This window comes from Poseidonocella pacifica (assembly GCF_900111875.1).
Classification (GTDB): domain Bacteria; phylum Pseudomonadota; class Alphaproteobacteria; order Rhodobacterales; family Rhodobacteraceae; genus Poseidonocella; species Poseidonocella pacifica.
In genome coordinates this window covers 25,781-38,696 of sequence record NZ_FOJU01000003.1, presented here as the reverse complement: position 1 = coordinate 38,696, position 12,916 = coordinate 25,781, and the positions used below count along the sequence as shown (strand labels likewise).

Below are 12,916 nucleotides of genomic sequence, written 5' to 3'. Positions count from 1 at the left end.
GCTGCAGTGCAGCATAGGGGGTTGAAATGCTGCGCTGCAGCGTGCATATTCCTCTCAGACGCAGAACAACCGGGACAAGCCCGGCTCGCGTGACTGAACAAGGAAAGTAGGACACAATGGCTATGCAATCCCAAGACTTCACAGCGATCTTCAAAGACATGATGGGCTCCTTCCCCGTCGACACGTCCGCGATGGACGACGCGTTCAAGACGACTGCCGCTCTCAATGAGAAGCTGGCCGGTGTTGCTCTTGAAGCCGCTGACAAATCGACAGAAATCTCCACCAAGTGGACAAAAGACACGCTTGCTCGTCTCGCGGATATGTCCCGCGCCAAGAGCGAGCCTGCTGACTACGCCAAGGCGATGACCGATTTCGCCTCCGCCACTGCTGAAGTCGCAGCTGAGCACATGGCCGCTTTCGCCGAAGTTGCCAAGAAGGTTCAGATGGAAACCGTCGACCTGATGATGGCTGCCGGCAAAGACATGGGCGAAGATGCTGCCGCTGCACTGCAGAAGGCAAGCAAGGACGTCACGACTGCGACCAAGAAGGCCGCAACCGCGAAGTAATTCGCTGATACGTACCGATTTCCTCCTCCCATTTTATCGGTGCGGTTTCTGAGCGGGCCTTCGGGTCCGCTCTTTTTTTGCATTTGCGGCATGGCCGCTTACAGCGCTTTCCTTTTGGCTACGGCTGCCCTAGGCTTCGTCGTGGGGCTGCTATTTCGGGAGGTTGCGCGTGGCTGACAAGAAATCCACTCTTCTTATAAAGCGCTATGCGAGCAGACGACTCTACAATACCGAGACAAGCGATTACGTCACGCTTGAGGACATCGCAGGCTTCATTCGCGATGGCCGCGACGTACAGATCGTCGATCTCAAGAGTGGGGACGACCTGACGCGCCAATATCTGCTGCAGATTGTGGCCGAGCACGAAAGCCGTGGCGAAAGCGTGCTTCCCATCAATGTCCTGACCGATCTCGTCCGCAGCTATACCACGCAAGCGACCTCGGTCGTTCCGCAGTTTCTGGCGGCGAGTTTCGAGATGTTCCGCGATAGCCAGTCGAAGATGGTTGAGAACATCACCACCATGAACCCGATGTCGAGTATCCCGGGGTTTGAGGCGATGAAGGCCCAGCAGGCTGCTTTTCTGAAGGCCATGACCGGGGGAATGCCCGCCGGCATGAGCGGACCCTCTGCGGAACGAGAGGGAAACGGCGGGCCAGAGGACCTTGACGACATCCGCAAACAGCTTGCGGATTTACAGTCCAAACTCTCCAATTTGGGGAAGTAGGACGTCGGGTAGGGCGCCGCGCCTACGTCCCGTAGGCGCGAGGCTCTTTCATGACGGTATCAACTGCGCCAAGAACGACCTCGACAATCGCATCGAGCTCGGTCGCCGTCAGGCGGGCGGGAAGGCGCAGATCGCAAGCCCGCATCAGCATCGCACGCGTCTGGGGAAGGTCGGGGAGATTCCCGAGAAACTGCCAATTCCAGAACGCGCGGGCATTGTCCTTGCTCATCCCAAAGATCTGTATTGGCAAGCCTCGCGCCGCAGCCTCTTCCTGCAAGTTTTTGACCTGACGATCGTCCAACCCCACTAAATTGAATTGCAGCGAGTCCGGCGCTCTTTCCTCGGGCCCCAGCTTTTCCGGGACGGAGATCCAAGGGGAGGACGAGAGGCGCGCCGCGACATAATCGTGGTTTCGGCGACCATCGCGCACCCGGCGGGCGATATGCGGCAGTTGCGGACGTATCACCGCAGCTGCGAGGTTTGACATACGAAGGTTGAAGAGTGGCAGACGGTTCTGCCAGCGTGGTACGGCTTCGGCGAGGCCGCGGTGTTTTTTCCATGCGTGCTCGTAGGCCCCGGACATGATCACCGCCCGAGCGATCAGGTCCGCGTCGTTCGACACCATAATGCCGCCTTCGCCTGCGTTGATCAGCTTGTATGACTGGAAGCTGAAGCAACCAACCCGCCCGATCGTCCCAATATTTTTCCCGTGCCATGTTGTCCCAAGGGAATGTGCGGCGTCTTCGACCACCGGGATGCCCGCCTCCGCGCAAAGGGCCATGATCGCGTCCATGTCAGAGGTGTGACCCCGCATGTGGCTGATCAGTACAGCGGAGACGCCTGGCAATTTGGCACGAAAATCGTCGAGATCGATACGGTAGTTTTCCCCCACTTCGCAGAGTACCGGCACACAGTCCGCATGAACCACCGCCGAGGGGACGGCGGCGAAGGTAAAGGCCGGGATCAGGACACGGGCGTCGCGCGTCAGGTCAAGTGCTTTGAGCGACAGGAACAACGCAGCGGAGCAGGAGCTGACCGCGAGTGCGAAGCGAACCCCGAGCGTTTCAGCGAACTCCTCTTCCAGAAGGGTCACCGGGGCGTCGTCGGGGGCGGTATAGCGAAAAAGGTCGCCGCTCTGGAGCAGTCTGTCGATCTCTGCCCGCGCTTCTGCGGGGATCGGTTCGGCGTCGTGCAGATTTGGCAGCATATTTCGATTTCCTGAATTCCAGTTTTCGGAAACCTAAATGGAGTTTGTGACGGTACCAAGACAATTCTTGTTGATGCCGGTCTATAGTCCCAGGCGATCGCGCATCGCGTACCACGTCATGGCAAGGGCAAGGAGCGGGCTACGCAGAGCTGTACCACCCGGAAAGCGCGGTGTCGGCATGGCCGCCATCGCGTCGAACCCGGAGTTGTCACCTTGGATAGCCGCCGCGATAAGCTTGCCGGCATGAGTGGCCGTTCCCACCCCATGGCCCGAATACCCCGACGCGGAATAGACGCCTGGCCCCAAACGGGCAAAGAGCGGCATGCGCCGTGCGGTGATCGCAAGTGTTCCGCCCCATGCATAGTCAACCTTGACGTCACGCAGGTGGGGAAACACTTGAAGCATGGGTTTGCGCACCTTGGAGGCGATGTCAGCGGGAAAGCGATAGCCGTAGTTTTCACCACCGCCGAACAACAGCCGCCCATCATGGCTGAGCCGGAAATAATTCACCACGAAGCGCGAATCCGCGACTGCCACGTCCTCCGTCAGAACTTCCTGTGTTCGGTCTCCCAAGGGTTCGGTCGCGATAATAAAGTTGTTGATGGGAAGGACACGGGCAGCGACCTTGGGGGCCAAGTTGCCGATGTACCCGTTGCACGCAAGAACAACGTGATCCGCTGAGATTGCCGCCTCTGCCGTCTCGACCCTGGGGCCCGGGTGAAGGGCAGTCGCCCGGCTCTGTTCATAGATGAGTACCCCCGCGTCCTGCGCGGCGCGGGCAAGGCCAAGCACGTAACGGAGCGGGTGAAGATGCGCAGCGCCACGATCCAGAATGCCACCGCAATAGTCGGGGGAGGGACAGAGCGCGTAGCACCCGCCACGGTCGAGCGGCTCGATTTTATCATAGCCGTAGTCGCGTGAGAGCTTATCGGCATAGCGATGTAGGTGAGAGACATCGCCCTCGCTCGATCCGGTCCACGCGACGCCGGGTCGAAGGTAGCAATCGATCTGGTGCTTTTCGATAAGTCCGGTGGTGACGACTTTGGCGTCTTCGGCCAGTTTCCACAAATAGTGCGCGGCATCCCGACCTAGCGCCTTCTCCAGCTTATCCTGTTCCGGACGCTGGCCGCTTCCCAGTTGGCCCCCGTTTCGGCCGGAGGCCCCGAAGCCCACACGCTGCGCCTCTATCAGGACGACTTTGATCCCCGCTTCCGCGAGGTGCAGCGCAGCAGATAGCCCGGTGTAGCCGCCGCCAATTATGCAAACATCGGCGTGTATTTCTCCTTCCGCCTTCGGGAAAGGGGGCAGTTGCGGGGTCGTCGCAGCATACCACGACGGGGGGTAGTGGCCGGTCCGGTCGTTGGCGTCGAGCAAGTTCATCAGACGTTGAGCAGCAGGTGTTCGCGCTCCCAAGGGGAGATGACCTGCAGAAATTCTTGGTACTCGGTGCGTTTGACGATCGAGTAGACCCGCGCAAATTCTTCGCCCAAGACGGCGTGGAGCGCCTCCGCCTCTTCGAACACGTCCAGCGCTTCGCCCAGAACCTGCGGGATTGCGGGCTCGCCTTCGTAGGCATCCCCACGGAACGCAGGGCTGGGCCGGTGCTCCTCCATCAGGCCCAGATATCCGCATGCAAGCGATGCCGCGATCCCGAGATAGGGGTTACAGTCCATCCCTGCGAGGCGGTTCTCCACACGCCGCGCATCCGGGCTGGAGAGCGGAATGCGGATACCGGTGGTGCGGTTGTCCCGCGCCCATTCAAGGTTGATTGGGGCCGCATGATCCCGCACATAGCGCCGATAGCTGTTTACATATGGCGCAAGAACGGCGGTCGCCGCGGGCAGGTATTTTTGCAATCCGGCGATGAAATGGAAGAAAGCATCCGTCTCTCCGCCTTGCGGGCCGGAGAAGATGTTTCGCCCGGTTTCCAAGTCGAGCACGGAATGATGGATGTGCATTGCAGATCCGGGTTCCTGAGCGATCGGTTTGGCCATGAAGGTCGCGAAACAGTCGTGCCGCAGCGCGGCTTCGCGGATCAAGCGTTTGAAGTAAAACACCTCATCGGCGAGCCGCACAGGGTCCCCGTGCCGCAGGTTGATCTCCAGTTGCCCGGCGCCGCCTTCCTGTGTGATGCCATCGATCTCAAAACCCTGCGCTTCGGCGAAATCATAGATGTCGTCGATGACCGGCCCGAACTCATCGACCGCTGTCATCGAGTAGGCCTGCCGCGCAGCAGCGGGCCGCCCAGACCTCCCCACCATCGGTTCAATATCGCGTGCCGGATCTAGATTCCGGGCGATGAGAAAGAACTCCATTTCCGGTGCCACCACCGGCTTCCATCCCTGCGCTTCATAGAGTGCCACCACCCGTTTGAGCACATTGCGCGGCGCGATCGGCACAGGACGATCCTTGCGATCATAGGCGTCATGGATGACCTGAAGCGTCCAGTCCCCGGTCCACGGCGCGGCGGTTGCCGTGCTCATGTCGGGGCGCAGGATCATGTCCTTTTCAATGAACCCGTCGGATCCAGCCGCATCCGACCAATCACCCGTGATGGTCTGAAAGAAGATACTGTCGGGGAGGTGGAAATGCTTGAGCCGGGCAAATTTCGAGGCGGGAACCGCCTTGCCACGGGCGATTCCGGGGAAGTCCGAAATGATGCATTCGACCTCGTCCAACCTGCGGCCCTCGAGATAGGCTTGGGCCTGTGCCGGCAGTTGATCGAGCATGTCGTCGCTCATGTTTTGGCTCCCTTGGAGAAAATCTCGGCGAACCGCGCGGCGAGGCGTTCGCTGTCGGTTGGGGCGTCGAGCCGTGCGCGCGCGGAGACGAGCAGCGGTTCAGGCACCACACCGGGCGCGCGTTCGCGCATGAGCCCGTCTATCATGGTGGCGGTGAATTCGGGGTGAGGTTGTACGGTATAGATCCGATCCCCGTAAAGCAGCGCGGCATTGGCGCAAAAGTCAGATGAGCCGACGACCTTTGCATCGGGGGGCAGCTGCGTGACCTGATCCTGGTGCCATGCGTTGAGGGTCGTGGTTTCCCCCTCAAGTTCATAGCTCTGCGGGCCCACGGACCAGCCGCCGGAGAATTTTTCCACCCGGCCGCCCAGTGCCTGCGCGATGATCTGGTGGCCAAAACAGACCCCGACTAGCGGGCGTCCGGCGGTTCGGATCTGTCGGATCAGTTCTTCGAGTGGGGGAATCCAAGGGTGGTCTTCATAGGCCCCATGCCGCGAGCCGGTGATGAGCCACGCATCCGCGTCCTCTGGTCCACCCGGAAAGTCACCATCGACGATGTTCCAAGTCTCAAAGTCATAGCCGCGCCCGCCCAGAAGGCGGCGAAACATCGCGTCATAGTCACCGTTGTCGGGCTGCAGGGCATCGGGAAAATGCCCTGTTTGCAGGATGCCGATTTTCATGGATCACCTGTGGTAAACTGCCGCGAAGCTAGTCCGTCGCGCGGGGCCAAACAAGAGCCTCTCAAACTGTTTCGAGATAGAGAGGCCAGTGTTGCTCGGGGGGCAGCGCCGAGAGGAGCGTAATCTCCTGCCGCTTTGTCATGACGAAGTTTTCGATGAGTTCCGGGGAGAAGATGCGCCGTATCCGAGGATCACTTTCGAACAGTCGAACCGCGATTTTCCAGTCCGAGGCGAGTTGGGGCAGGTCATACTCATATGCGTTGCCTGTGATCGGCTCTGGCGGTGTCTCGGCATCCTCCAATCCGATCAACGCGGCCCCAAGGATCGCGGCGAGTGCGAGATACGGGTTCACATCCCCGCCCGAAACGCGGTGCTCAATCCTACGGGCCTTGTGGGAACCGCCGGGAATGCGGATCGCCGCTGTCCGGTTCTCATAGGCCCAGCCCGCACCGGTCGGCGCATGTGCGCCGGGAACAAGCCTGTCGTAGCTGTTTTCATGCGGGGCGAAGATCAAGGTTGAGGGCCGCATCGTGGCGAGGCATCCGGCCACCGCGTGAAGCAACGCCTCGGTGCCTTTCGGGCCGCCGTCGTCAAAGATGTTGCGCCCCTCGGCGTCGAGCACGGAGAAATGCACATGCATCCCATTCCCCGGCTCATCCTGATAAGGTTTCGCCATGAAAGTGGCCGCCATGCCGTGCCGCCGGGCCATGCCCTTGACCAGTGTCTTGAAAAGCCAGGCGTCATCTGCGGCAACCATCGCATCGCGGTGAATGAGGTTGATCTCAAATTGTCCGACGCCCGCCTCCGAGATGGCCGAGTCCGCTGGAATGTCCATCTCGGCGCAGGCCTCGTAGAGGTCGGTGAAGAAGGCATCGAAGGAGTCGAGTTGACGGAGCGACAGGATTGCCGTGCCCTGTAGCGGGCGGCCCGTCACCGGGTTGGCAGGCGAGCGCAGGACGCCGCCCTCATCGTCCACAAGATAAAACTCCATCTCCGTCGCCGCCTCGACCCGCAAGCCGCGTTCGGCATAGCGCGCCAAAACGGATTCGAGCGCATGGCGCGGATCTCCGGCAAAGGGGCTGCCGTCTTCGCGGAACATCCAGAGCGGCACAAGCGCGGATGCGTGTGTGAGCCACGGCATCGGCAATGGCCCGCGTCCCGTGGGGAGAAGAACGCCGTCCGCATCGCCCGACTCGAATACGAGAGGGCTGTCGTCGATGTCCGCACCGCGAATATCGACATTGAGAACCGAAAGCGGCATGCGCACGGCGCCTGCGTCCAGTTTCTCTTGATCCATGAAGGGAAGGCGCTTGCCACGCATCTGACCATTGAGGTCGGCGGCGGCAACGCGGATTGTGCGGTAACTCGTCAGGTCCATCGAGGAAACTCAGCGCATTAGGTTGAAGCGAAAGCGCATGCGGGGCCGACTTTCGCGCGGCAGGTGTCGATTCAGCCGCGCGTTGATCATGCCGAATATCGCGACAATGACCAGAGTGACCGCGATGAAATACGCCGCAAGGATGGGATAGGGGACGAAGGGGTTGAATGTCTTGTCCGCGAAATAGTTGGCATAATAGAGTGCATCGCCCCTCTGTTGCAGCGCCGGAAAGCCGGAGAAGTAGATCAATGTCGTGGCGTGAAAGAGAAAGATCGCTTCGTTGGTATAGGCGGGCCAAGCCAGTCGCATCATTGTGGGATAGATGATCCTGCGAAAACGGCGCAGGCCGGAGAAGCCATAGGCATCGGCCGCTTCGACCTCACCCCTGGGGATTGAGCGAAGGGCCCCATAGAAAATCTCCCCGGTATAGGCTGAGGTGTTCAGGAACAGGACCACCAATGCCCCAAGCCATGCCGAAGTGAAGGGATCGTAGATCGACGAGACCGATTTGAGCCACAGAAAAAGGAAATAGGCAAAGAAGAATTGGATGAAAAGTGGCGAGCCACGGAAGATGAAAATGAACCATTCCGAGGGTTTGCGCAGCAGAGGGTTTGGTGAAGATTTCCCAAGCGCTACCGTGACCGCGAGAAAGAAGCCTGCGGCGAGAGCGAGAATGCCAAAGTAGACGTTCCAGATGAGACCTGAGCCGATCAGGGTAACCTGCTGGCAAAGCGTAAAGTCGTCGCGAGGCAGCAGACGCTCCCCGAACCCCAGACTGCGGAACGCATAGGCCTGTACCGTTTCCCAGCAACTCATGCGCCGGCCTTCCGGAGCGCTTCGCCCCCAAGCGTGGCCTGTCCGCGGCTCAATCGGCGGGTCAGACGCTCAAGCGCGATTTCGGACAGGCGGGTGAAGCAGAGGTAGAAGACGAGCAAACCGAGGAAGTACCATACACGCCAGTCCCCATGGGGATAATCGGTGAAGCGCGTCGTTTTGGACCCCCCGAGTTCACGTGCCCAGTACACGATATCCTCGACCCCCAGAAGAAAGAGAAGGGGGGTCGCCTTGATCAGGACCATCCAGAGGTTCGACAGGCCGGGGATGGCGTAGACCCACATCTGCGGGACGAGAATGCGCCAGAATGCCTGAGATCGGGTCATCCCATAGGCCTCTGCCGTTTCCATCTGGGCGTGGGGCACGGTGCGCATCGCTCCGTAAAGAACGTTTCCGGCAAATGCCCCGAAGACGAGGGCGAAAGTCAGTATTGCGACGAAAAACCCATAGGCCTCATGGACCCATTGCGCTGAGTTGCCGAGCGGAAGCTTGGCGGCATCGCAGACGACGAAATCGTTGCCCTGTCTGATGGGTTGATCCCAATCGGGACACAAGGCCTTGTGGCGGAGCCATTCGAAAGCCTGGTCCAGTGCGATGACGAAAAAGAGAAAGAATGCGATGTCGGGCACGCCGCGAACGATCGCGATATAGCTTTTGCCAATCCAGCGGACAGGCGCGAGGGGTGCGCGAGCCGCCATGGCCGCACCAAACCCGAAGGCGAGCGCGGTGGGGGCTGTCAGTGCGAGAAGCAGCAGAACCGTAGCAAATGAGCTGTAGAAGCTCAGATGCTTCCCCGTGGTGAGGAAACAGGCCATCCACCGGACCCGGTCCAGGGTGTCGGGATCTACGCAAAATGAGAAGATGACAGCGCCTCTTTGAAGGGGGCGGGGGCCGATTGGCCCCCACCATTTGAATATCCGTCTGTCTTAGAAGGTCGGAGCGTCTTCGCCGAACCACTCAACGATCAATTCGTTCAGCGTGCCGTCATCCTTCATCGATTGGATCGCCGCATCGAATTTGTCGCGAAGCTCAGGGTCGGATTTGCGGAACGCCATGCCGAGGCCTTCGCCAAGCGCGACGTCTTCACCCACAAAAACCAACTCGCTCTCCTCGACGATCGCCACGAGGAAATCCTTGTCAGCAAAAACGGCATCCGCTTCGCCGCTCTTGACCGCGCTCACGGTTTCGTCCGGCGTAGGGTATTCGAGCACTGTTGCGTCGCTTTCGGCAACATGGGCGGCCTGAATGGTGGAGGTCTGCGCAGCGACGACACCGCCTTCGATATCAGCGTCCTCGGAAAGCGCGGCGTATGCAGAGCTGGCGGGCGGCGAATAGTTCTGCGCGAAATCGACGACCTGACGACGTTCCTCGGTGATCGACATGCCTGCGATGATCGTATCGTAGTTGCCGGACACGAGGTTGGGGATGATGGAATCCCAGTCATTGGTAACCCAGGTGCATTCCAATTCGGCGCGCTCGCAAAGCTCGTCACCGAGCACTCGCTCGAAGCCTGCAACTTCGCCGTTGTCATCAAGGTAATTGTAGGGAGGGTAGGCGCCCTCTGTCCCGAGGCGGACAACGTCCTGTGCGAGGGCTGCGCTGGCTGCGAACGCAAGGCTCGCTATGGTGAGAATGAGTGATTTCATAGACGTATCCATAATTACTAGTTTCATGCTGCTTGAGTGGAAGAGAGAAACCCCCTCAACCGAGGGGACTCGGGGTTCGCGAAAAGCGTATCGGGCGGGCCTTGTTCTTCGATGCGACCCTTGTGCAGAAAGACGACATGGTCAGAAACGTCCTGCGCCATTTTCATATCGTGAGTGACGATAAGCATCGTGCGCCCTTCTGCGGCGAGATCTTTGATGACCCGAACGACTTCCTGTTCCAGTTCTGGATCAAGAGCGGAGGTCGGTTCGTCAAAGAGAAGCGCTTTGGGTTCCATACAGAGCGCCCGAGCGATCGCCGCGCGCTGTTGCTGTCCACCAGAGAGTTGCGCCGGCCAAGCATCGCATTTGTCACCAATACCGACTTTGTCGAGGTATCGCCGCGCCGAGGCTTCGACCTCTGCCTTGTCGCGGCCCAGAACCGTCACCGGGGCCTCCATGACATTCTGGAGAATGGTCATGTGGGCCCATAGGTTAAACTGCTGAAACACCATCGAAAGGTTGGTGCGAATGCGGAGCACCTGACGAGGATCGCCGGGCCGCCGTCCATCGCCTTCCCCGCGCCAGTGGACGGCTTCGCCTTCAAAGAGGATATCGCCCTTCTGGCTGTCTTCGAGGAGGTTGGCACACCGGAGGATGGTAGACTTGCCAGAACCAGAGGACCCGATGAGCGAAACGACATCCCCGCGGCGCGCGGTTATGTCGACACCCTTGATCACTTCGAGTCCGGAATATGCCTTGTGCAGGTTCCGTATCTCCAGAACCGGGCCGTCCTTTGCCACGTCTCGTTCCCCTGTCCGACTTTGGGGCAATCGCCCGATAGGTGGGCATTAGGGCGGAAATTCCCCGCGATGGCAACGTATCAGAGGGGGTTTGCCTGTGTGTCGCCGCGGCATCTGCTGAGAAATCGGGCTAAAATATCGGGTGACGTTGCGGCAGATTTTCCGCGCCGCCGGTATCGATGCTCAGCGCTCCGGATCGACCCGTTGGCGGGCGAGCGCGCTGTCGCGGTCGTTTATCCCCAAAAGCGAAGAGACGAGACGCAGCAGCGCATCCTCTTCCTGATCCCGCGCGCCATCTGCAAGAGCGACCTGCCAAAGCGCCTCGATCACTGCGAGCCGTTGTTCATAGGGGACCGCATCCTTGATCGACCGGGTGAACCGGACGGTATCGGGGGCTTCGGCCTCCAGATCTTCGGCCTCACGGCGAAGCGCGCGAGCGTCCTCCGTGGTCAAGCCATAGCGCGTCGCGCAGATACGATCGATCCGGTCGATTTCGGCCACGTCATAGGCACCGTCGGAACGCGCTACCCGAACAAGCAGAGCGGTCAGGGCAAGGCGTGCATCGGCATCCGGCAGGGCTTCCGGTTCGGATGACATCAGTCTCTTGAGAAGATCAGCAATCATGAAAGGGCCATATAGGGGGACAAAGCGACAAGAACAGGGTCAAACGAGGCGGGATGTCTCCACCGCGGCACGAACAAACGAAGCGAACAGCGGGTGAGGCGCAAACGGCTTTGACTTCAGTTCAGGGTGAAACTGTACGCCGATGAACCACGGGTGGTCGCTCCATTCGACAATTTCGGGAAGCCGGCCGTCGGGTGACATGCCGGAAAAGCACAGACCTTTTTCTTCGAGCTTGTCCCGGTATTTGATGTCCACCTCATAGCGGTGGCGGTGGCGCTCTTCGATTTCTGTGCTGCCGTAAATCTCGCTGACGTGAGAGCCAGCCTTGAGCGTCGCGTTATAGGCCCCAAGGCGCATGGTGCCGCCCTTGTCGTCGGAGAGGGATCGTTTGACCTTGTAGTTGCCCTGCACCCATTCCTTGAGGTGATAGACAACAGGCTCGAACCGCTTCTTGCCAGTGGATTCGTGATCAAACTCTTCAGAGCCAGCCTCAGAGATGCCCGCGACATTGCGCGCGGCTTCGATGACGGCCATCTGCATGCCGAGGCAGATCCCGAGGTAGGGGACGTTATGCTCCCGCGCGAACTGCGCGGCCTTGATCTTGCCTTCGGTTCCGCGCTCGCCAAAGCCGCCGGGCACGAGGATCGCGTGATACCCTTCGAGGTGGGGGGCGGGGTCTTCCTTGTCGAAAATCTCCGCATCGACCCATTCGATCCGCACCTTGACGCGATTCGCCATTCCGCCGTGCGTCAGGGCCTCGGCGATCGATTTGTAGGCGTCCTCAAGTTGGGTGTACTTGCCGACGATTGCGATCCGCACTTCACCCTCGGCGTTGTAGATACGATCCGCCACGTCTTCCCACTTGGTAAGGTCGGGTTTTGGCGCGGGCGAAATCTGGAAGGCATCCAGAACAGCTTGGTCGAGCCCTTCGCGGTGATATGCCAGAGGCGCCTCATAGATCGACTTGAGGTCCTGCGCGGCAATAACGGCGTCGTGCCGCACGTTGCAGAAGAGGGCGAGTTTTTCGCGTTCCTTCTGCGGGATGGGGCCCTCGGACCGGCAAACCAGAATATCGGGGGCAAGTCCGATAGAGCGAAGCTCCTTGACGCTGTGCTGCGTCGGCTTCGTCTTCAATTCGCCGCTGGCCTTGATCCAAGGCAGCAGTGTCAGGTGCATGAAGACGCATTGACCACGGGGTTTGTCCTGCGCGAACTGGCGGATGGCTTCGAAGAAGGGCAGGCCTTCGATGTCGCCGACTGTACCGCCAATTTCGCAGAGCATGAAATCGACTTCGTCTTCACCGATGCTGATGAAGTCCTTGATCTCATTCGTGACGTGCGGAATGACCTGAATCGTTTTGCCGAGGTAGTCGCCGCGGCGCTCTTTCTCCAGAACATTCGAATAAATTCTGCCGGAAGAGACGGAGTCTGTATTGCGTGCTGCGACGCCGGTAAAACGTTCGTAGTGACCCAGATCGAGATCGGTCTCGGCCCCGTCATCAGTGACAAAGACCTCGCCATGTTCAAAGGGACTCATCGTGCCGGGATCGACATTGAGATAGGGATCAAGCTTGCGCAGGCGCACGGTGTAGCCGCGCGCTTGCAGCAGCGATCCGAGTGCCGCCGACGCGAGGCCTTTTCCCAAAGAGGAAACCACGCCGCCTGTAATGAAGATGAACCGAGCCATGGTGCTCTTGCCCCCGTGATCTGCTTGGTT

The 12,916-nt window shown here is 59.8% G+C and carries 13 protein-coding genes; 2 read left to right on the top strand and 11 right to left on the bottom strand.

Going from position 1 to position 12,916, the window contains the following annotated elements:
• The first annotated feature begins 116 nt into the window (after positions 1–116).
• Positions 117–566: a phasin family protein gene (locus tag BM234_RS08780; protein ID WP_092063439.1), complete on the top strand. Its 450-nt coding sequence runs from the start codon at positions 117–119 to the stop codon at positions 564–566.
• A gap of 169 nt (positions 567–735) precedes the next feature.
• Positions 736–1,290, top strand: a complete 555-nt coding sequence (gene phaR, locus BM234_RS08775; RefSeq protein WP_092063436.1) for a polyhydroxyalkanoate synthesis repressor PhaR — start codon at positions 736–738, stop codon at positions 1,288–1,290.
• A 22-nt stretch (positions 1,291–1,312) separates the two neighbouring features.
• On the opposite strand, the gene BM234_RS08770 is transcribed toward phaR, so the two are convergent.
• The 11 genes from BM234_RS08770 to BM234_RS08720 form a co-directional block, all read right to left on the bottom strand.
• Positions 1,313–2,497, bottom strand: a complete 1,185-nt coding sequence (locus BM234_RS08770; RefSeq protein WP_092063433.1) for a DegT/DnrJ/EryC1/StrS family aminotransferase — start codon at positions 2,495–2,497, stop codon at positions 1,313–1,315.
• 81 nt (positions 2,498–2,578) lie between these two features.
• Positions 2,579–3,877 (bottom strand): NAD(P)/FAD-dependent oxidoreductase, encoded by a 1,299-nt coding sequence (locus BM234_RS08765; protein ID WP_092063430.1) that lies wholly within the window; start codon positions 3,875–3,877, stop codon positions 2,579–2,581.
• On the bottom strand, positions 3,877–5,238 hold the full coding sequence (locus BM234_RS08760) for a glutamine synthetase family protein (protein ID WP_092063427.1): 1,362 nt from the start codon (positions 5,236–5,238) through the stop codon (positions 3,877–3,879). Before BM234_RS08760 ends, BM234_RS08765 begins: the two co-directional genes overlap by 1 nt.
• A complete protein-coding gene (locus tag BM234_RS08755) occupies positions 5,235–5,918 on the bottom strand; it encodes a type 1 glutamine amidotransferase (protein WP_092063425.1) in 684 nt (227 codons plus the stop codon). Before BM234_RS08755 ends, BM234_RS08760 begins: the two co-directional genes overlap by 4 nt.
• A gap of 61 nt (positions 5,919–5,979) precedes the next feature.
• Entirely contained in the window at positions 5,980–7,296 is a 1,317-nt protein-coding gene (locus BM234_RS08750) for a glutamine synthetase family protein (RefSeq protein WP_092063422.1), read from the bottom strand.
• A gap of 9 nt (positions 7,297–7,305) precedes the next feature.
• Complete coding sequence (locus BM234_RS08745; RefSeq protein ID WP_092063419.1) at positions 7,306–8,112, bottom strand: ABC transporter permease; 807 nt, start codon at positions 8,110–8,112, stop codon at positions 7,306–7,308.
• Positions 8,109–8,993: an ABC transporter permease gene (locus BM234_RS08740; RefSeq protein ID WP_092063415.1), complete on the bottom strand. Its 885-nt coding sequence runs from the start codon at positions 8,991–8,993 to the stop codon at positions 8,109–8,111. The genes BM234_RS08745 and BM234_RS08740 overlap by 4 nt, the downstream gene beginning before the upstream one ends.
• Positions 8,994–9,056: 63 nt before the next feature.
• Positions 9,057–9,776, bottom strand: a complete 720-nt coding sequence (locus BM234_RS08735) for a transporter substrate-binding domain-containing protein (protein ID WP_092063412.1) — start codon at positions 9,774–9,776, stop codon at positions 9,057–9,059.
• A 23-nt stretch (positions 9,777–9,799) separates the two neighbouring features.
• On the bottom strand, positions 9,800–10,576 hold the full coding sequence (locus BM234_RS08730; RefSeq protein ID WP_092063409.1) for an ABC transporter ATP-binding protein: 777 nt from the start codon (positions 10,574–10,576) through the stop codon (positions 9,800–9,802).
• A 183-nt stretch (positions 10,577–10,759) separates the two neighbouring features.
• Positions 10,760–11,200, bottom strand: a complete 441-nt coding sequence (locus BM234_RS08725) for a tellurite resistance TerB family protein (protein ID WP_092063406.1) — start codon at positions 11,198–11,200, stop codon at positions 10,760–10,762.
• Between the two features lie 39 nt (positions 11,201–11,239).
• Positions 11,240–12,886, bottom strand: coding sequence for a CTP synthase (locus BM234_RS08720; RefSeq protein WP_092065107.1), 1,647 nt, complete (start codon positions 12,884–12,886; stop codon positions 11,240–11,242).
• Positions 12,887–12,916 lie beyond the last annotated feature (30 nt).